The sequence below is a fragment of the Ferdinandcohnia sp. Marseille-Q9671 genome, assembly GCF_976954385.1.
Map to the genome: position 1 here is coordinate 1,830,779 of NZ_CDRJTA010000001.1, position 21,776 is coordinate 1,852,554.

The window sequence follows — 21,776 nt, forward strand, 5'->3', positions numbered from 1 at the left end:
GACAGGTCCGTTGACCCACTGGGTCACGGAACCTGTCCCCCTGTCCCACTTTAGTCCTGCAGCAATCCCATTTCTCGTGAGGATTGGAAGTCGAATGTTCCTTTTGGGTTGGCTTTTGTTGGGAGCATTTTTACAAAAGGGAACATTTCTTTTTTGGCCACTTCGTAGATTCGTCCGAGTTCTTTTACGGGATCCTCGTGCTCGTCCACTCTAAGGTCGACTAGCGGATATTCCTCGGTATCTACTACTTTTACAGCGGCAGATTGGCGGCCGCGCTTGTCTCCACCGGCATCTTGACCGGCCTGCAAGGCAACAATGAGTCTTTCTGCCAAAGGCAGGTCTTTATTGTCTTCAAAGGCTTTCGCCGTTTGGATAATGGTATCTTCCCCGACAAGCATATTACCGGCAACTCCGTAATTCTTTCCTACTTTTTGACCAAAATAGCCATCGCATTTTTCTCCAGAGAAAGCAACAGCCGTTCCATGCTTGTCAACAATCACAAATTGTCTAATCTCTGGCTCTGGGTCTTCCTCCAGAATCCGTTGTCTTACCTCTCCTGCTAATAAGCCCTCTTTTAAATACTTTAAGCCGTTAATCCCAATATAGGGATTTACAAAAGACTGGGTAGCAACTCCACCAACACCCGCTTCCACAAATGGGCAAAGTGCGCCTACTGCTGGAACTCTAGTTGTCACCGCTACTCCAAATTGTCCTGTTTTCTCACAACGAGCAGTAATTGAAAATGTCATCTTGCATACCTCCTAAAATCTTAATTTACCATTATATCTTCAATATAAGCCTTTAAGACATGTACCGCATACACACAGTCATTAAGGGATGTCCATTCACTCGGGTTGTGGCTGATTCCATCCTTGCTTCTAACAAACAGCATCGCAACAGGTACCTCCGCACCAAGAATCATCGCATCATGACCAGCCCCACTTGGAATATATGTTGGTTTAATCTCAAATTTCTCAAGTGCTTGTGCCAGTCTATCCTGAAGATCCTTCTTAATCGGTAGTGGCTTTATTTTTGTTTTGGTTGATACGCTTACCTCAATTCCTCTTTCGGTTGCTATGGTTTCTGCCTCTCTTACAACCAACTCTACTACTCTATCACGAGTTTCTTCATAAATGTCACGGATATCGACAATGACCTCTGCTTCTTGTGCAATGACATTGACACCATTTGGACGAACGGCTATTTTACCAACCGTAGCCACTGCTGTATCGGAAACTTTTCCTGGTAGCTCTTCTATATTCTTGATAAACATGCCAGCTGCGACTAATGGATCTTTTCGCCCAACCATTGGGGTATTTCCTGCATGACCAGCTTCACCTTTAAAAATCACTTCTATCCAAGCTGGTCCCGCAATTCCACTGACAATTCCAACAGGCTGATCCTCTCTTTCAAGAACCTTTCCTTGTTCAATATGGACCTCTACAAAAGTTTCGATGTCCATTGGTTGATTTCCTGCTTCTATATATTGTTCAAGGCTACTTCCATACGAATGGATGACCTCTTCAAACGTTTGTCCCTTTTCATCTCGTAGCTCGGACAGTTCCTCACGACTAATTCGCCCCATAAAAGCTCGGCTACCAGTTAACCCGCTTTTAAATCTAGAACCTTCCTCGTCCGAAAAAATCACAACCTGAAACGGCTTTTCTGGAGTATACCCCTGTTCTCTCCAGGATTCCACAACTTCCAATGCTGACAGGACACCTAAAGGTCCGTCAAAATGGCCCCCATTTGGGACACTATCCACATGGGACCCAGAGGCAACGAATGCCCCCGGTTTTTGTCCCTTCATTTTCCCAAAAACATTGCCTGCACCATCGGTTGTCACAGTTAATCGTGCTTCTTCCATCCAACCCATTACTAGTTCCTTCGCTTGCTTCTCTTTATCAGAATATCCGGGCCGAGTCACGCCACCATTTTCTAATAGTCCAATCTTAGAAAGCTCACTTAATCTTGAAGCGATTCTCTCCCCACTAATCCCAGAATGACTAAGGGCTTCATTATAATTTTTCATAAGTCTATCATACAAAGTTTGCACGCGAACACCTCGTTGTTTTTACCAAATTCTCTTCTTTTTCAATTCATATAGGAAATATCCAAAAATATAAAACATCAATGCACCTGAACCGATAATGCTAACCCAAATCATAATTGCAAACGCGCCTGCTGAAATTGTCATTTACGATTCCCCCCTATAGAAGACCCTACACGATAGAGATTATGCCAATCATAGTTGGCTGGTTTTACAAGACTACCAATCCAGCATACAAGGAATGATATCCATCCGCTGACAACTACACCTTGTAAATCACCAACTGTATAATACGCAATATATCCACCAATTACTGCAAACACCGCTGCCCAGAAGCTAACGTTTGAGTTAAGCTTTTTCCAAAATAGTCCATAGATAATCGGAAATACAAACGCTGCATTAATAACACCAAGGAAGATCAACATTTGTAGCATGGTTAAGAACTTAGGTAGACTGATTAACATCGCTAAGATTCCAATTACGACAGTCAACATCTTTCCTGCTTTTAGCAGCTTTTGATCGTCTGCCTTCGGGTTAATAGATTTGTAGACATCATTTAAGATCAATGAAACGAGTGAGTTTAGAATAGCCGCAATCGTAGAAGCCAACGCTGACCATACCCCTACAAGGAAGACCCAACTTACAAATTTCCCACCGTAAATCTCTGCGATAAACGGTGCTACCTGATTAATTTGAGCTGGTGCTTGACCTGTCCCTACCGCAACAAAAGCTAATGTTGCTGTAGCAAGTGGCACAAAGAACCAACCAATTCCTGCTAGTCCGAATATACTCATTAATTTGTCCTTTTTAACCGCGTACGCTCTTTGCCAGAAGGTATTATCCATAAATACTTCTCCAATTCCCATCATGGCACCCGCAAACATGAACAAGATTCCTGCCGGAAGAAGTACATCAAGCTTTTCAGGTGCAAGCTCAAGCATTCCATTGTACACAGGAGAAACACCTGTAGAGAAATAAACAATTGGCGGAACAACAATAACCACGATAAAAATCAGCATTACCTGGAAAAAGGCGATTCCTGTGATGGATGAGAAGCCACCCATTGATGAATAGATAATAACAATGACAAACGTTAAAATAACGGCTAACTCATAAGGAACATCGAATATTTGTTCAAGCAGTAAGCCTCCACCGATGCCCTGTGTCATGAGGAGACCAAAGATATAAATAAACACCATAACTAAAAAGAAGTAATAATTTTTATTGTCAAAACGATTTTTATAAAAGTCTCCCACTGTTTTTCCATTGGGAATGACTTCATGGATTCGTTTTCCTAATGGAGAAAAAGCAATTACCGCTACCCCACCTAGAAACGAGTAGGCAATGGCACCAATGACTCCCATCCCATATGCTGCTTCAGGAGCAGCCATAATCGTATTTCCTGTTACCCAAAACGCTAGGAGCGAGGTCGTTCCAAAAGCCACACCCAGCTTACCGTTACCAGATATGTACTCATCGGCTGTAGACACCTTTCGAGAAATAAACCAACTGGATGCGATAAACGCTACTCCTAATGCTAGGATGACTACTATATTACCCCACGGAACGGTCATGTTTCTTCTCCTCCTCCTTGTACTTCATCTCCCCATAAAGACCCACCATCGGACCAAACGCCGAAACCATCACAATCACAAACAACAAAATACTCGCCGTAATCCAAAACCCCATCTTCATCCTCCTAACTGGGACAGGGGGACAGGTTCCCTGTCCCAAATTCCTCTTATCCCTGATGATATTTATTCGTAATTTTATAGTATTCTGAAAATTAAGTATATGTCGAACCTGACAAAACAAATAAGCCGCAATTGTCCTATTTAGACAAATGCGACTTATCGAGATAGTGCCTTATTTTTAACGCAATGTATAGTTCCAACCCTTTTTCACCTGTGATTTCTTCAATTTCTAGTAGTTTTTTAATACTATTAATCCGATATTTAATCGTGTTTTCGTGTACAAATAGTTCCTGTGCCGTTTTCTTTGTATTGTGATTGTATGCTAAATACCATTCGAGCGTTTTGGCTAATTCAGCATTGTTCATCTCGTCATAATCAAGGATTTTCTTTAGATTCATATGCAGGTAGCTTTCTAGCTCTTGCGTTTCCACATTAAGAAAAAGACGGAATACTCCAAGGTCCTGATAGGTTGCGTATTGTACGTTGTTTTTATCGATTTGTTTTATGTATTCAATACACTTGAGAGAATCGTTTAGCGATGAATGGATATCTGTCAGTTCCGTAAAACTTCTCCCTAGGCCTGCACGAAGCTTGACCATATTCTGGTCCGCTAGCCTTGTTATAAAACTTTTTATTTGCTGATGGATTTCTTCCTCATCTAGTTTACTTTTTATCATAAATAAAATGGAATATCGCTTTAGATCCTCATAGACTAGTGTTTTATATGGTAATAGACTTAAATGCCAATGAAGGTATCTTGAAAAACTTTGCTTTGAACTATGTTTTACGCTTTCTACCGGTCCATCATCCTCAAACTCCACTGTTAGAATCACATATTGATCATGTTTACGATATAATCTATTCTTTTCAAGTATCACTTGTCCCTCGTCAGGTTTAAGTAAAATTTCCTTCATAATGAGACTTTCCTGGATGAAGTGATTTGAAATTTGTTGATGTAAGGATTGAAGCTCCAAAGCGAAAACAGTGGTTGCCTGTTCAATCGCAAAGATATCCAATGAATCTAATACTTCTCCTTTTTCAGCAGCTACAATTAGCTTTCCGGAGATTTCATTTTCTATTTTTATGGAAAAGAAGTAGACATCATAAGAAGTATTATCGATGTAAACAGGCTTCATCGTAAGGATATCATCGCTCCATACATCGTCCCCCTTCATTCCATCAGCAATCTCTTTCACACAGGTAGATGTATAAGATAGCAAATCTAAAAATTCATTACTTACGCCGACCGGTTTGTGAATGAGCTCAGCTAGTGTTTTTGTAATTTCATCTAAACTGTGATGGGACATATATACTCTTGTCAGTTCACGATGGATATGGTTGGATCGTTCGTTCTGGGAGATCAGAGTTGCATTTTCAATGGCAATCATTGCCTGATTTGCAAACGTCTGCAACAACACGAGACTTTCCTGAGTGAATTGAACACTCTCCGAAAAACTATCGATCGTAAGAACCCCATAACACTCACCTTGCGTAAGTAAGGGCGCACAAATGGTACTAGTGGGAAGCATATGTTTCTCTCCAAGTGCCTTTTGATAATACTCCAAATTCTTAGGTGAAAGGTCTGACATCCCTCTCGATGTATCTGTGCCCGATCTAAAAATTTGAGCTTGTTTTACGTTAAAGGTTTTGCCCGACATCCCCTCATTCGGTTGTAACGCAACCTTTTCCAAGTAACTCATCTCAAAACCTACCGCCGATTTCGCCGTTAGATGGTTTTTATGGGGATTGTATAAGAATAAAACACTCGCATCAGCCCATGAAAAAACACTTAGGACTTCCTTTATAAGGAGATTCAATACTTCATCTAAATTTCGCGTCGACGTTAACGCTTGGGTAGCCTTAATTAAACTTAAAAGCTCCTTCTCCGAGTTCATCTATGATTTCTGCCACCTTTCACCATGAAGATTACTAGAAAAAAAGAGAGTTCATTATAAATAAGATTAGTTCTCTTAAGTATATCATGTGTGATGTGGGTCAGGGGGGGTCAGGGGGACAGGTTCCTTGACCCACCATATATTTCCTCTTCTAGCGGAACTGCTCCTCTCCCCAATAAAGACATGTTTCCTAAATGGATTTCTACTTTTTTACCCATTCTGATTGTATTTATATTAAGATATGTATAGTGAAAATGATTATTAAGGTGTTGAAATGAATGTTTGGTATTATATTTCGGGGCATGGCGGTTGGTATTACAGAAACCGTTCCTGGTGTTAGTGGCAGTACAGTTGCGATGATTTTAGGGATATATGAACGATTACTATATTCAATAAGTCTTTTGACAACTAAACAACGAAAAGAGGCTTTACCTTTTCTCTTTACATTTGGGACAGGCATGGTCATCGGATTTGCTATTTCTATCTTTATTATCGACTATTTATTACATTCGTATCGGACTCCAACGCTACTATTTTTTGTTGGTATTATTGTAGGCTTCTTACCATTCCTTTGGAAAGAAACTCTCCATCACTCCAAGTACAAGCTAAAAATTAAACATTACCTAATCACTTTGTTGTTTTTTAGCTTGGTTGTATTCGCTCCTTTAGCAGGTGGCATGAATAACATCGATTTGAATCATCTGTCTATCACCGATTATCTATTCTTTGCAGTTGCGGGATTTATTGCAAGCACTGCTCTTGTGCTACCTGGAATAAGCGGCGCTTTAATTCTGACTATTTTAGGTCTATATGAAGTAGCGACAGCCTCTTTAAAATCAATGGATTTGCCTATCATTTTTGCGATAGGCTCAGGTATTGTGTTAGGAGTTTTACTTACTAGTAAACTTATTCGGTACTTACTATCGAATTACGTGGCAGAAACATATGCTGCAATGATTGGATTAGTTAGTGGTTCAATAGTTGCGATATTGTACAACTTAGATGGTGTATTTGGCACTTCTACTATTATTGTATCTATGGTCACATTTTTAGCTGGTATCGTATTTATCATTACGTTACAGCAAACTCAAAATAAGAAGTTTTAGTAGCATCACAATGAGTAATAATAATAGATAGCCTACTAATGCCGTTTATGTTGGGTATTACAGGCCTTTTACAAGAAAGACCATTCTTAGTACTAAATCCGCTCAAAAATCTCTATATAACAGCTGTATTTTCAACCCATTTATTGAGCCAATCAAACGTTTATTTGAATTATGATACAGTTGTGCCTGTAAGACTAAACCAGTAAACAAACATTTGATTGAATTAAAATATTGCGATTAGTACAGATTAGATTGAATCTATTATTCAACCGGGCTAAGACAAGGAACCTTTGACCCACTGGTTGGATTGTGCGTTGGAGGAGTAGCATATATGAAATTAGGCCGGAAGTTCAAATATAATCTTGTGCGTTTGCTGAGAGTGAAGGATAGCCCCCGTCAGGTGGCATTAGGTTTTACATTGGGGTTTATTCCAAATTGGTTTCCCACATTTGGACTTGGTGTGATTCTCTCAGTCGGTTTAGCAAAGCTGGTTAGGGTCAATACAGTGGCATCCTTTGTAGGCGGTGTTCTTGGATCTCCTTTGTGGCCTGCGTTGTTTTTGTTAAATTATAAAGTTGGCAGTCTCATTATAAATAAGCAAACGAAGATTGATGAACTTGGGGATGTTGACTATATAGAGGCGCTAGAACATACAGTAGATGGATTAAATAGCTTTGTTTCAAAAGGATATACATTTCTAGCAGGAGCCATGATAAATACATTTCTTTTCTCCATATGCATGTACTTTATCGTTAACTTCCTATTCAAAACATATCGTACGAATTTATTACGAATGGTAAGGGGGAAATCTACACCGGCTACTGGAATTCCAAAATAGAACAGGGACTCCCCTCATGGGTCACAGGGACAGGTTCCCTGTCCCACAAAAAAAAGCAGGGTAACAAAGTTTTCCCCCGCTGATTGTTTGATTCTACTGGGTCAAGGTTCCTGTCCCTCTGTCCCACAAAGCAGGGAAAACAAAGTACCCCCAGCTGATTGTTTGATTCACTGGGTCAAGGTTCCTGTCCCTCTGTCCCAACACAGACAGGTTCCCTGACCCACAAAAAAAGCAGGGTAACAAAGTTTTCCCCCGCTGATTGTTTGATTCTACTGGATCAAGGTTCCTGTCCCCCTGTCCCAACACGGACAGGTTCCCTGTCCCACTTTATAGACTTTTTCTTCTCTTAGCTACTGTTATTGTTCCTCCAACTAGTAGTAAAACCATACCTAGTATGAGGGAGTTATATAGGTTTGTAGCTGTTTTTGGAAGTTCGTTATCATTATTTTGTTCTTCGCTTCCGTCTTCTTCCGGATCATCTTTGCTTGGGGTTTTATCTCCGTTATCGGAATCATCGTTTCCGCTACCAGAATCGTCATTTTCGTTGCCGTCCGGTGTTCCACCCTTGTCATCTTGGTTGTCATCACCCTTGCCAGGCTCAGGTGTTGGTTCTGGCGTTGGTTCAGCTGTCACTTCAACTCCATCAACGACTAGCTTAATGTCGCTGAATGTAATGTCTGCATTACGTGCAACGAACATACCTACGTATACGTAATCTGGATCAACTTGGGTAAGTTTAAAATCAAACCCTCCCGTTACAGTTGCTTCTTTTCCAAATTTCACGGCATAACCGTCTGAGCTGCCTGCAATAGACAAATCGACGGTGTCTCCTTCAGAAATGGAGTTTTCAGCCGTACCACCCTGGACAAGCGCACCATTCTTTCTTGCAAAACCACTCCAGTACCCTCCAGATGCAGCTTTTGTAAGCTTCAATGGAGCCGCTGCGACATAGTCCCCCATTGGAGTACTCATGTTAGCATCGATATACATATCGTCCCTAGCCATTAGCCCAAAGGAAACTTGATCGTTTGCTTCGAATCTATTCACTTTTGCCTTAGCTGTTAGACTAAATGTACTGTCTACTGGTACTTTATAGTAGTACATCGCCATACCATCGACTGTACTGGATATTTTCCCCTTGTTATTTTGTACGGCTATATGCATATTGCCATTACTGTCTGTTTCAAGGGTTTGATTTGACGTACTTGGTGTGCCGCCAACAGAACCGAAAACCGTACCTTTCCAAATCCCATGATCTTGCCACAATGTACTCTGCGCTAGATCTCCATTATATGGTGGTTCCTGGTAATCTGGGTTAGTTACCAACGTATCTGCCTTAGTTGGCGCGTCTGCAGTAATCACATGTTCCGCAAGTCCACTCACATCTTGATCTTTAATCGCTTTAGTGACAAGGTATGCGTTATATGTCCCACCCCAAATATTTGTATGCGTATTATCTACAGTTGCCGGGTTAGATGAAGTCCAAGCATGTAAATATTGCGTTTCATCCGGGCCTAATTGGTCATATAGATCTTTGGTTAACGTAGTCATATCAATGACCGGTATCGTAAGTGCCTTACCCAAATCGCGAATGGCTTGTGAATAATCTCCTCCTTCATACTCTCCGGACGTTGCCGTAACATGTAGATTGGAGTTACTCCACTCACCTGTAGCGGTTCTTCTAACAATCGGAGTGGTCAGAATGACGTTCGTTCCTGCTGCTTGAGCCGGTTTAATATAATTCTCATACAAGGAATTCGCAAAAGATCCCGAATCCTGATAGGTTCCATTCGGATTTGTATATCTTTCTGGCTCATGTTTTTCATCATTATGGCCAAAGCCTACTAATAAATAATCTCCACTCTTCATCCCACTAAGCAATGTCTGGTATTCAGCATCAGTTGTATAGCTTTTTGAGCTTCTTCCTGACAACGCAATATTTTTGATAGTGAAGGAGCCATCGAGATAGTTTCCGATTTTAGTACCCCATCCATACCTTGGATAATAATAGCTATCGTTAAAACCACTTACTGTTGAATCACCGACAATCCAAATCGTTGGATCAGTTTTTGCTGTGACTATCACTTTTATCGTAACTCCATCAGCAAAGCCGTCTACTGTACCGTGGACTTCGACCGTTCCAACAGTACTCGTGTCAACTTGATCCCAGGTTACTACAACTTCCTTTTGTGTTCCATCACTGTATTCTGCTTTTACAGTTTGTGGAAGACTCACTGCATCGCCTTGCGTTACAGTAATATCCTCAGGTTGTACGATTGATGTGATTACAGGTTGTTCCGGTGCATCCGAAATACCGTCAATTAACTCTTGCGTCTCACCTGTCCAATACGTATCAAGCTCATTTGTATACACGCCGCTTTCATCCGGTGTAAAGACACGTACTTTGCTTTGCGAATCGACTTCAAATGTTATGCTGTTCTTACTGTCTACACCACCTACTCTTACAGGTGGAATCACATAGTTCGAGATGTTATATCCAAGTTCCTGCACCTCTTGAGCAAGTAACCCCCCGTTATAAAAGCCACCAATTTTGTTATTGTGAGTGGAATCTCCAGGATTCATGATCGCCCTTGCTGAAGGAGAGTTTCCATTACTTGCTTCAGGGTCATTCTGATATGCATTTTCATAGGAAGCTTTTGTTAACTCAAACATATCAATGACTTTAACGCCCTGTTCCTCACCTAACTGTTCCACAGCCTTTACATACGCATTATCGGACGTGGTAACCGTTCCAGTTGTCGTATCCGTTGCATCATGATGAGGTCTTATTGTACCATCCGGGTTAAAATATTGCCGTGATATAGGTGTCACTAAAATCGGTGTCGCACCTGCATCTCGTGCTACATCAATATATTGTTGCAAATACCACTTGTAGGTACCGCTTGAAAATGGATAATATGTCTCTCCGTACTTATCTATAAACATATCAGGAGTGGCTATTTTTTCGCCTGGATTCGATGGATACACACCGTTTTCATCCGGTTCTCCCAAGGAAACAAATCGTTCAACGAGATATCCTTGTGAATTTGCGGAATCATTATGTCCAAATTGAATCAGCAAATAGTCACCATCCGTAATAGTCGAAGCAATTTTATCGAGACTTCCTTCATTAATGAAGCTTCTTGAACTTCTGCCCCCGTTTGCATAGTTAACGACTTTCACCTTGTCCGAATTGAAATAGCTTTGTAAATATTCTCCCCAGCCCGCTGTATCTGAACTTGGTCCATATGTTTTTACCGTTGAATCACCCGCTAGATAAATATTGACACGCTCGCCATCTGGGATTTCATTTCCTCCACCTGACGACCCAACTTGAACAAGGTTTTCAAGTTTAATAGATTTCGGTGTGCCTTTTTTACCATTCACGGTTTCTGGTGTCACAACAGCCTTAATATAATTGCCTGCATCGTCACTTGCAATTTTGTATTGTTTTGATATATAAGCTGTTGTTGCTTTTATCAAGGTTTCCGTTCCATCCGGACTGACTCTGTACCACTGGATTAACGAACTATCATTTTGGTTATCGTTTGATTTTTCAAATTCATACCCTAAGCTAATCGTGTTTCCAGTATAAGGTATATTAATATCATCATCCGTTGAAAAGAACGGTTCAACCTTAAATGTTGGAGCCTCATCACTGTCAGCTGTATAGAAGGATGGAGTCCAATCTCCAAGATAATCGGCAACATTTATGGAAGAAGCATCTGTTAAAGCCGGTACTCTGCGCCCGGATGTGTCAACGGCTTCACCATTATACGTTGTGTTGTATTCTGCATAGTTTGCATTTTCAGGTTTGTTACCAGACATATCATGCCATCCCTTTGGATCGATGATGGAACTGTTTTGAAGCTTTGTATTTAAAAATGTTACTTTTGCTCCTGCTGCCCATGGCCTTCCGAAGTAACCTGATGAATGCATATTTTTTCCATCAGCTGTTACTGTACTATTTCTAAAAAGGTATCCATATGCTGCTGTATCCCTTGCTGCTGTTATATATCCACCTACAGCTTGGTTACTATATCCAGCAAAATTCAAGGTCACATTATCAAATACGACATTTCCATCTCCAAAAATATAATCCGTGTTACCTTCTATAAAAGAGTTTTTAAAGTAGCTACTATTTGTGCCGCTTCCACCCGTGTAAAGGGTATCCTGGCTTCCAAGAAAACTACAATTCAAAAATTCAGCATAGTTTCCTTCAATAATGATTGCTGCAGCTCTTTCAGTCGCTTCCTTGGAAGTAACATCTGTAAACGACTTTCTCTCTACATTTATGTTGCTAGAGCTTTGACTAGCAGCTAGCTCTACGCCATCAGCCAATTCCTCATCTGTCATATATTTGTTGAAAGAATTTTCAAATATGATGTTTTCCGCTTTAAAGTGTGTAGCAGTACTCGTGAGGTAAACAGTACCTCCCCATTTACTAGCAATATTCTTTGAATACTTGTCAAATGCTTTCTCTTCATTATAGAAGCCGTCAGGTCCGATACTGTGATATTTATAACCAATACCGTAATACCACGTGATTTTAACCTGTGTACTCGGGTCGCTTGTTGGATTTGGATGGGCATTTACAAGGGTAATATATGGTGTATCAATGACAAGCTGTGCCCTATATACACCCGGCGTAATATGAATCGTTATCCGGTGATCTTCATCAGTTGGATTCATTCGTGCTGCTGCATCAAGCGCTTCCTTAACGGTGCTGTAATTATTCTTTTTTGAGCTGTCCCCTACATATAAATCCGGAACCCATTTGAGTGGCTCTGGAGTCGTGTTGTTCACAAACAGAATATCCTTTGTGGTGTCCTGTCCATTTATAACCACATGCGAGCTTGTGCTATAATTTTCAGGAACATCTGCCGAAACGCTATATGCCCCATCTCTCAGAGATACCGTATATCCTCCGTTTGAAATTTTTCCGGTATACATATAGCCATCATCAACATTTGTAAAAGTAATACTTGAAATTTCTGCGGTTGATGATAATCCTTGGAATACACCTTTTGCAGTATGTACCGGTTTTTTCGCAACCGTAATATCCTGCACCGTGTCCGTACTTAGTTGTACGCTGCCGCCTTCTGCGATTTCATAATCGTTTACACCAGAAATAACGGCTGTATACTGTATGCCATCCTGAACATCAGCATGATATGTCAAGGTGTCTGTATCTACTGTAGCTGTAACTGCTGAGGCGAGGCTTCCCTCTGGAGGAGTAAATGTCATCTGTAGATTCTTAACGTTGTAATCGTTGTCAAAACCTTTGATAGCACCGCTAACATTAACAAGCTTATTCGCTATCACATCTAAGCTAACGTGTTTCCCTGCAGAAATGTCAGAGGTTGATGTGCTGATAACCTTTGTTTCGTCGGAAATTCGATAGCTTGCCACATCCTTAATCGTTGCAATATAATCATAATCCGTTGCAAGAACTGCATCAAAGCTATTGTCCGCATTAACACCAACAGTTGTTATATCTCCATTCGTCTGATTGGTCAACTGAAGGGCATAACCTGGTGAAATATCACTGCCGTTCAAATTCACAGTACCACTTACCTTCACTCCAGGCGTTCTGACTACTCGATGAATCCAAGGCTTTCCACCTGAATTAGCACTCACATAAATTTGATAGGATCCAGAGTATTGTGCGACAAAATCAACCTTTTGTGCTGTTGTCGTAAAAGGAGCTGTACTATCTTGAACTTCTGACGTATCCGGTGTAACGGTTACATTTTTACCGTCAACACTTACTGCCGCGTGAACGAAGTGAAGTTCTTCATCTCCATTGCTGGTTCCACCGTACACGCTAATTTTATCTCCCGCTGCTACATGATCTAGTGTCAAAAATCTTCTCATGGGACCTCCCGTGCCATTTGCGTAATAAACTCCGTCTGAATTATATCCGTCCTCATAGCTATGTTTCTGGTTTCCCCATGTACCTGAAGAATTTATACCTGGGGTCGTACCATCTGGCCCGTAGTAGTAAGAACGATCATTTGCATTCGGATTACCTATTGTTAAATCTCCAAATGCAGTTGTTTCAAATGTACCAGATTTAATAGTCGTTTTACTATCAAGAATTTCTGCTGTAATATGATTCTTGTATAAGTCCCCTGAAGTTTGAACTCCTCCAAAATCCCATATCTCAATGTTTCGGTTGTTGGAAGTGTCATTGGCATATGCTGTTGTTCCACCAAAATTGCTAGTTACGACGGTGAATAGCATCATAAATGCCAGTACTAGATTAATAGCTTTCTTTGACTTCATTTGTATTCCCCCACTCCTCTCACATAACGAAATTCTCGCAGAGAGCAAATATATGCTTTCGCTTTTATGTTCCTCCTTTCACCAATTTTATGCACCTCTACATTTGTTATTGTAAAGGTTGACACGGTGTCAGAGTCAATAAAGCGTTTACACTTATTTGATGGGTATACCAACTAATATATATTGCATGTCCTGGTCTTCTTCTACCACATTGGCAATGACAACTCCAATAATGTCACCAGCCATCTGTAAGTTATGCTCCTGCATATATTGGAATGGCTTTTTTAGCATAGACTCTTTTAAGTCCAGTGACTTGTTTTCCATATGTACCGGAAGTTTCACAACACTCATGAGAGACTTACGTTTATCGTATCTTTCCGTATATTCATTATCTGTTAGATTGAATCTCTCTACATCTACCATTTTCACTGCCCAACCGGCATTCAGAACGACTTGGTCTTGATCTACGTCTTCTTTTCTGATTAGGTAAACCCGCTGTACTTCGGGGGAATTATATAAATAGTCTTGTACGGTCATGAGTCTTTCAGGTTCTTTTAAAATTGTTTCCCCGCTTTGATAGATTACATAGGATAATGCAACACAATCTCTTATATAACATGTTTGGTTAGAGGCATCCGCTTTTTTCATTAAAACTAGATCATCTTTGACTCTATGTCTTAAATTCGATAAATAGGTAATCTGCATTTCAATGGTTTCCATTCTCTTCTCGAATGCAGAAATGATACCTGCCATTTCACTACTCTGCATACCTCCTATTTCTTCATGGGTAAACCCATACTTACGTAATAACTTTACATTCATAAACTTTGTGATATCAGGCTCACTATAATATCGGTAGTTATTTCGAGATCTCTCTGGTGTAATATAGCCCAACTTTTCATATCTTCTAATCGTGTTTGTAGAAACATTAAGAAGAGTAGCTAACTCACTAACATTATACTTCATACTGGTCCCCCTCAAAATTTTCCCAATTATCTTACACTTTTAATAGTATATCCTATCTCCTACCAAATGAAATGGGCAAGAGAGCCTATAAACTGAGCCAAAGGTTGGGTTTGGGGATGGGTCTGGTGGTGGGACAGGGGGACAGGTTCTCTGACCCAGACTGGATGTGGTGGGTCACGGGGACAGGTTCCCTGACCCAGGCATGTGGTGGGTCACAGGGACAGGCTCTCTGACCCAGTCTGGATGTGGTGGGTCACGGGGACAGGTTCCCTGACCCAGGCATGTTGTGGGTCACAGGGACAGGTTCCCTGACCCACACTCAAATGTGCTATTATACTAGTTAGAAGTTGAGAAGTACGGATATTACTAGGAGGAAAAAAATAGTGCAACGGATGAAAAAGTGGATATTTCTAGTAGTCTTGAGTTTGATTATTGTTGTTGCTTTTGTCTATGTTCCGTCATTCCTGCAAAATGAAGGAACACAGGCTGGAAGCAAAAGTGTTTCTGATCTGGTTCATAGAGAGCCACCATTAAAGAAAATCGCAACTATCACTCTTAACAAGGATCAAACCTTCCAAGGAGACTTGCTGTTAGTTAACAGTACCTTTCCTATTAAAGAAAATAGTATTAAAGATGATATTATTCCATTATCTTCAATAGAGGAATTGAAAGTCCAGTTCGGGTCAAGCATTGATTCTATCTCTCTATCAAACGAGGCTGCACTGGCATTTTTAAAGATGATTGAGGCGGCGAAACAGGATGGGCTGGTTAACTTCTCAGTCAACAGTGGGTTTCGGAACTTTGAAGAGCAAGCAAAACTCTACAAGGAGATGGGAACTGCATACGCATTAGCACCGGGATATAGTGAACATAATATGGGGTTATCAATCGATGTAGGTTCTACCTTGATGAAAATGGAAGATGCACCTGAAGGGAAATGGATGGCAGAAAACGCATGGAAATACGGGTTCATTCTCCGGTATCCAAAGGACAAAACAGATATCACCGGTATTGAATATGAGCCATGGCACTTTCGCTATGTCGGGTTGCCTCATAGTGCGCTTATGAAGGAAAAGGACTTTGTGTTGGAGGAATACATTGACTATCTTAAAAAGGAAAAAACCTTGCAGACAACGTTTGACGAGAAAGAATATTTTATCTCATACCATCCCGTGTCTGAATCTCTGGAAATCGTAGAACCAATCTTTTCTCAATATGAAATCTCGGGGAATAATGTGGATGGAGTTATCATTACGCGAGAACAATAGCATGAATGGGACAGAGGGACAGGTTCGTTGACCCACAGGGACAGGGAACCTGTCCCCCTGTCCCAAAAAACTATTTATCTATTTACTGAATATTGCTATAGTATTAATTAATAGTTCTTTTTTTAGGCGTGTTACTGGTTATGCAGGCAAGACCTAGATTTAGTTGCGTGTTTAGTGCTGCTAAATTTAGGTCTTTTTTATTTCTATCATTTGTGAAAGGGGTTTGTTAGTTATGATACGACCAGAGGAAATTGTAAGAAGTGGACCAAATCAGTATATTTGTAGAGAGGGAATTCTCAAGGATCTTCCTGATTTTATAAAGGGATTTCATTCCCCGGTAGTAGTGACCGGATTTAAATCCTATGAGGCCTTTACAGGCTATACGAGCTTACCACCTCATGTAGAGATCTACCAACACGATGGATATAGTTCAGATGAATCTATCAGAAACATTTCTCAATTCGCGAGTCAGGCTGATGTTATTATTGGGATTGGTGGAGGAGTTATTCTTGATACTGCTAAATCAGTGGCAGACGAGTTGGGCATTGATATTATTACCATTCCAACTGTTGCCGGAACTTGCGCAGCGGTAACTCCCTTAAGTGTAATTTATGACGACAATGGGGCATTTGTTCGAGTAGACTACCACAACCGAACCATTCACCTTACATTGGTCGACCCTGTGTTTCTACTTTCCTCCCCTATTGAATATTTTAAAAGTGGAATTGGTGATTCACTCGCAAAGTGGTATGAAGCAGAGGCAATCATTCGAAACAGCAAGAACGATGATCTTTCCATTATGGTTAAAGTAGGGCTAGACCATGCTTCATACATTAGAGATATACTGTTAGAAGAAAGTAATACAGCAATTGAAAGTAAGAAAACAAATACAATATCATCCTCCTTTATCAAAGTAGTTGAAGCAGTCATTCCTTTGGCCGGGACTGTAGGTGGATACGGTGGGCATTACGGCAGAATGTCAGGAGCCCATGCAATACACAATGGCTTAAGCTTCGTTGATGAAACTCACAGCATTCTTCATGGCCAAAAGGTTGCATATGGGATTTTGGTCCAGCTTATTCTCGAAGATCAAATAGATGAAGTAAAGCGCCTAATTCCTTTTTATGAAGGACTAGGGTTTCCAGTGAGGTTCGAAGACTTGAAGATTACAAGTGATCTAAATCAAAAACGTAAGATAGTTGCCTCTCACGCTGTGAAACCGGAAGAAACATTACAATTAATTGGCACTTTCCATGAACAAGACGTAATCGAGGCAATGGAAACATTGGAGAAAATATAAATATGATGTGGGTCAGGGGGACAGGTTCCTTGACCCACCATTTTTTTCCTGGGACAAAGAACCTGTCCCTGTGTCCCACCATCCCTGTGTCCCACCTGTGTCCCAATATAAAAGCCACTTACTCTCTCGCGGAGTAAGTGGCTTCTTTTAATTTAGCTCGTTATATGATACTAATCGATGAATATGAACGGCTAGATAGGTAATCTCGTCATTGGGAATGCTTTTGCCATAGACTTGTTTAATATATTCTTTGACTTTGAAAGCACCATCCATCGCATCTGGATAGAGGTTTGCAATTTGCTCGAACAGAATATCGTCCTGGTCGAGCATTTTATCTTCAAAGAACCGCTCTACAAAAAATTTCACATGGGTTATAAAGCGACTATAATGAATATTTTCCTTATCCATATTTATATTTAACGAGTAACGGATTAGGTTTACAATACTTCCGATCATTTTCGCATGCTTCATGCCATCTTTTGTTTCTTTTCCGCCGCCTTGCGCGTTAATTAAGTGAAACGCAACATTTGCTGCTTCTTCTTTTGGCAATTCAATGTTAAACTCTTGGTTCATTAACTCCACAGCGAACATACCGACCTTAAATTCATCTGGATAATAACTTTTTATTTCCCAGAATACGCGGTTCGTGATATTGATATTTTTCTTACATCTTTCCACAGCAAAACTTAAATGGTCCATTAAGGTGAAAAAGATACCTGAATTAAGCTTCGTATTAAGTCTCGCTTCAGCCTCGTTGACAATTTTCTGTGTTATTTCTATATATACTGGTTGAATAGAACCCAACAAACCTAAGAATTCTTTTGCCTTTGTATTCTCAATTGGCATAAACGTCTGATCGGCTTTATGTTCCTCTATGATGTTTCCGACCTTTTGTCCAAAACCAATCCCTTTACCAAGTAGAATAAATTCTTGTTTATCTTCATTCTCAACCAATACAACGCTAGTATTGAGGATTTTTTTTACCTTATTCACTGTAATCACCTTTCTAGCTGAAAGTAAAGCTGCTTAGTCTAAGTCTTCCCCGTTACTTTCTATTACCTTCTTATACCAATAAAACGAATCCTTACGACTGCGATCTAATGTACCATTTCCTTCATCATCCTGGTCGACATAGATAAAGCCATAGCGTTTAGACATTTGAGATGTACCAGCACTGATTATATCAATTGGACCCCAACTAGTATAACCAAACAGGTCAACCCCTTCTTCCACAGCTTCTTTCATTTGTTTAAAATGCTCTTTAAAGTAGCTGATTCTGTAGTCATCGTGGATTGATCCATCTTCTTCTACCTTATCGACCGCTCCCATTCCATTCTCAACGATGATTAGAGGCTTTTTGTAACGGTCATACAATTCAATTAACGATATTTTAAGCCCAACCGGGTCAATTTGCCAACCCCAATCTGTGGAAGGTAAATATGGATTTTTCACACCCATAATCGTATTTCCAGCAGCTTTTTCCATACCTTCCTGGGCCGACTCGGTTAATGACATATAGTAGCTGAATGAGATAAAATCAACCGTATGAGCCTTTAGAATCTCTCTATCACCTGGCTCCATTTTAATATGGATATTGTTACGCTCAAACATTCTTTCTATCATAACAGGATATTCTCCAAAAACCTGTACATCAGCATAAAAATAGTTTTGAAGATTCTTCTTAAGCGTTAACTCTACATCTTTCGGATGGCACGTATTCGGATACGTCGTAAGCTTTGTTAACATACAACCTACCTGACTACCCTCGATAATTCGATGACAATCCGCTGTAACCATAGCAGAAGCTACAAATTGGTGGTGTAATGCTTGATAAACCACTTCATCTTCTTTCCCTTCCGGACATCGATCAGGGATGATACCAGCAGTTGTAAACGGATGACGATTAATACTATCAATCTCGTTAAATGTTAGCCAATATTTTACTAAATCCTTATAGCGATGGAAGCAAACATTACTGAATCGTACGAAATCATCAATTACCTTTCTTTCGACCCATCCATTATACTTTAAGCTTAATTCTAGTGGCATTTCATAATGTGATAGCGTTACAATTGGTTCAATGCCTAAACGCTTCATCTCTGTAAATAAATTCTCATAGAACTGTAACCCTTTTTCATTCGGCTCTAGTTCCTCACCAGTTGGGAAAATACGACTCCAGGCAATCGATACGCGTAGCACCTTAAAGCCCATTTCTGCAAATAGCGCAAGATCTTCTTTGTAACGGTGATAAAAGTCAATCCCGCGACGCTTCGGATAAAATTTATCACTAAGATCCTTTCTAGCTCTTTCAACTGCTTCAGAAGTAATACCAACATGAGCGTCGTAATCTTCTACACTTACGTTAGCTTTATATGTTGCCATATCTGCAACCGATAGACCCTTCCCGTCAACATTCCATGCGCCTTCTACCTGATTGGCGGCTATAGCGCCGCCCCATAAAAAATTCTTTGGAAATCCTGTTTTTGTCATAAGTTTACTCTCCTATCGCAGTTACAACCATTAACGTGTCTCTATTATCAACATGTGACTTTTGGTCTGTAACTTTTATTGTATATTTTTCTTTATTCGTAACGACCGCAACTGTAACTGGGTCATACCCTTCTTCCACAATCTTCTCAACATCAAACGTCAATAATAGATCTCCAGCCTTTACTTGATCGCCAACTTTTACTTGAGGTTCAAAATATTTTCCTTCTAGTTGAACAGTATCTAGACCAACGTGGAACAATATTTCAGCACCATTCGTTGTTTCCATGCCAAGTGCATGATTCGTATCAAAAATCATTCCAATCCTGCCGTCAACTGGAGCATACAGCTCACCTTTTGATGGAATAACGGCAATTCCTTCTCCCATCACCTTAGAAGAGAAAACTGCATCTTTCACTTCAGATAATGGAATTTGTTGTCCTACGATTGGGCTTTTGAATTGGCTTTCTGAATCTAGCGTGTTAATAAACTCTTGTGTTTCATCTTGTTTTTGTTTATCTTTCACAAGGATAAACGCAACCACGAACGAAACAACAAACGAAATGACAAATCCTACACTAGCAAATAGGATATTTTTTGGTAGCGTTTCGGAAATAAACATTGACATACTCGCTAGACCAGGGCCTACTAGAACATAACCCTCAAGTCCGACAAGACCAATAAACGCTCCACCAACAAATGATCCGATGATAACACTCGTTAATACCTTCTTATTTTGGAGGGTAATCCCGTACAACGCAGGCTCTGTAATTCCAAAAAGGGCTGAAATACCAGCAGAAATGGCTGTAGCCTTTAAAGCCTTGTCCTTTGTTCGAAATGCAACCGCAAAACACGCACCACTTTCGGCAATGTTATGTGCGAGGGATGCCGGTAAGTAAAGAATCTCTTTCCCCATTGTTGTATAAGTAGAAATCGCATAAGGTAGCATCGCCTTGTGCATTCCCGTTGCCACCATAAATGGAAGAACTGCTGCTAAGATCGCCACTGCAATCCAGCCTACATAATCAAACATCGTTAAAATGATTCCTGCAAAACCTTCACCAAGGTTATAGCCTAGTGGTCCTAACACAAGTAAAGAAACGGGAACTGTAATGACTAAAGCCATCATTGGTACAAAGAAAATACGTATGGCTTTTGGTGAAATTTTCGTAAAGAGTTTTTCAAGCTGTGCATATAAAAGTACGGTTAATATTGCTGGGAATACCTGATAGGCATACGCAATATTTTGTAGCCCGAAACCAAATAGCTCTGCGCCTTCACTAAGCATCGTTGTCATATTCGGAAGCAATAATGCGCTTACAGCCGCAAGAGCAACTAAAGAATTTACTTTTAATTTATTCGCAGTCGTAATTGCCACTAATAGTGGAAGGAAGTATAAAGGCGCATCCCCAATCATCGTTAAAATTTGATACGTTTGGGTTTCCTTGTCCATCACACCCATTACAGCGAGTAGTAATAATAGAGACTTTAATACTCCTCCTCCGGCAATCGCTGGTATTAATGGTTGGAATACTCCTACTAGGAAATCAAGTAACACGCTACCTAGCTTTTGCTTCTTTTTAGGTTTCGTAGCCGATCCATTATCAGTTGCTGTAGTTCCTCCCATTAAATCCAGAACTTCATCATACACCTCGACTACATTGTTTCCGATAACCACTTGGCATTGAGCCGTCATTTTCACTGCTAAAACGCCAGGGATTTGCTGTAGTTTTTCCACTTTGGCTTTGCTATCGTCGTGTAATGAAAATCGTAAACGTGTGGAACAATGCTCAAAATGGGAAACGTTTTCTTTGCCGCCTACATTACTTAGAACTTCAGCTGCGATGTGTTTGTAGTCCATATCTATTCTCCTTTATACATAGA

The 21,776-nt window shown here is 40.3% G+C and carries 15 protein-coding genes; 4 read left to right on the forward strand and 11 right to left on the reverse strand.

Annotated features, from left to right (window positions below; genetic code table 11):
- Positions 1 to 50: 50 nt before the first annotated feature.
- The 6 genes from ACWNMY_RS09210 to ACWNMY_RS09235 all read right to left on the reverse strand — a co-directional run bounded on the left by ACWNMY_RS09210 (position 51) and on the right by ACWNMY_RS09235 (position 5,639).
- The gene (locus ACWNMY_RS09210) at positions 51 to 749 is read right to left on the reverse strand and encodes a DUF1028 domain-containing protein (RefSeq protein WP_449537934.1); all 699 of its coding nucleotides are present in this window, start codon (positions 747 to 749) and stop codon (positions 51 to 53) included.
- A 20-nt stretch (positions 750 to 769) separates the two neighbouring features.
- Positions 770 to 2,032, reverse strand: coding sequence for a M20 family metallo-hydrolase (locus tag ACWNMY_RS09215; protein WP_449538424.1), 1,263 nt, complete (start codon positions 2,030 to 2,032; stop codon positions 770 to 772).
- A gap of 42 nt (positions 2,033 to 2,074) precedes the next feature.
- A complete protein-coding gene (locus tag ACWNMY_RS09220; RefSeq protein WP_449537935.1) occupies positions 2,075 to 2,197 on the reverse strand; it encodes a hypothetical protein in 123 nt (40 codons plus the stop codon).
- Positions 2,194 to 3,624 (reverse strand): sodium:solute symporter family transporter, encoded by a 1,431-nt coding sequence (locus ACWNMY_RS09225; protein WP_449537936.1) that lies wholly within the window; start codon positions 3,622 to 3,624, stop codon positions 2,194 to 2,196. The genes ACWNMY_RS09220 and ACWNMY_RS09225 overlap by 4 nt, the downstream gene beginning before the upstream one ends.
- Positions 3,605 to 3,739, reverse strand: coding sequence for a hypothetical protein (locus tag ACWNMY_RS09230; protein ID WP_449537937.1), 135 nt, complete (start codon positions 3,737 to 3,739; stop codon positions 3,605 to 3,607). The genes ACWNMY_RS09225 and ACWNMY_RS09230 overlap by 20 nt, the downstream gene beginning before the upstream one ends.
- A gap of 142 nt (positions 3,740 to 3,881) precedes the next feature.
- Complete coding sequence (locus tag ACWNMY_RS09235; protein ID WP_449537938.1) at positions 3,882 to 5,639, reverse strand: helix-turn-helix domain-containing protein; 1,758 nt, start codon at positions 5,637 to 5,639, stop codon at positions 3,882 to 3,884.
- A gap of 278 nt (positions 5,640 to 5,917) precedes the next feature.
- Between ACWNMY_RS09235 and ACWNMY_RS09240 the strand changes: the two genes are divergently transcribed.
- Positions 5,918 to 6,745: a DUF368 domain-containing protein gene (locus ACWNMY_RS09240; protein ID WP_449537939.1), complete on the forward strand. Its 828-nt coding sequence runs from the start codon at positions 5,918 to 5,920 to the stop codon at positions 6,743 to 6,745.
- Between the two features lie 331 nt (positions 6,746 to 7,076).
- Positions 7,077 to 7,583, forward strand: coding sequence for a DUF2062 domain-containing protein (locus tag ACWNMY_RS09245; protein ID WP_449537940.1), 507 nt, complete (start codon positions 7,077 to 7,079; stop codon positions 7,581 to 7,583).
- A 327-nt stretch (positions 7,584 to 7,910) separates the two neighbouring features.
- On the opposite strand, the gene ACWNMY_RS09250 is transcribed toward ACWNMY_RS09245, so the two are convergent.
- Together ACWNMY_RS09250 and ACWNMY_RS09255 are read right to left on the reverse strand one after the other, a co-directional pair.
- Positions 7,911 to 13,871: a pectinesterase family protein gene (locus ACWNMY_RS09250; protein ID WP_449537941.1), complete on the reverse strand. Its 5,961-nt coding sequence runs from the start codon at positions 13,869 to 13,871 to the stop codon at positions 7,911 to 7,913.
- A 153-nt stretch (positions 13,872 to 14,024) separates the two neighbouring features.
- Positions 14,025 to 14,837, reverse strand: a complete 813-nt coding sequence (locus tag ACWNMY_RS09255) for a MerR family transcriptional regulator (RefSeq protein WP_449537942.1) — start codon at positions 14,835 to 14,837, stop codon at positions 14,025 to 14,027.
- 392 nt (positions 14,838 to 15,229) lie between these two features.
- Between ACWNMY_RS09255 and ACWNMY_RS09260 the strand changes: the two genes are divergently transcribed.
- Positions 15,230 to 16,105, forward strand: coding sequence for a M15 family metallopeptidase (locus ACWNMY_RS09260; protein WP_449538425.1), 876 nt, complete (start codon positions 15,230 to 15,232; stop codon positions 16,103 to 16,105).
- 235 nt (positions 16,106 to 16,340) lie between these two features.
- Positions 16,341 to 17,405, forward strand: coding sequence for an iron-containing alcohol dehydrogenase family protein (locus tag ACWNMY_RS09265; protein WP_449538426.1), 1,065 nt, complete (start codon positions 16,341 to 16,343; stop codon positions 17,403 to 17,405).
- A 147-nt stretch (positions 17,406 to 17,552) separates the two neighbouring features.
- Here the strand turns inward: ACWNMY_RS09265 and ACWNMY_RS09270 are convergent, their stop codons facing one another.
- Genes ACWNMY_RS09270 through ACWNMY_RS09280 form a run of 3 tightly spaced genes read right to left on the reverse strand, consistent with a single transcriptional unit; the run spans position 17,553 to position 21,753 of the window.
- The gene (locus tag ACWNMY_RS09270; protein ID WP_449537943.1) at positions 17,553 to 18,398 is read right to left on the reverse strand and encodes a BglG family transcription antiterminator; all 846 of its coding nucleotides are present in this window, start codon (positions 18,396 to 18,398) and stop codon (positions 17,553 to 17,555) included.
- Positions 18,399 to 18,431: 33 nt separating this feature from the next.
- Positions 18,432 to 19,895, reverse strand: a complete 1,464-nt coding sequence (locus tag ACWNMY_RS09275; RefSeq protein ID WP_449537944.1) for a glycoside hydrolase family 1 protein — start codon at positions 19,893 to 19,895, stop codon at positions 18,432 to 18,434.
- A gap of 4 nt (positions 19,896 to 19,899) precedes the next feature.
- A complete protein-coding gene (locus tag ACWNMY_RS09280) occupies positions 19,900 to 21,753 on the reverse strand; it encodes a beta-glucoside-specific PTS transporter subunit IIABC (protein ID WP_449537945.1) in 1,854 nt (617 codons plus the stop codon).
- Between the last annotated feature and the right edge of the window lie 23 nt (positions 21,754 to 21,776).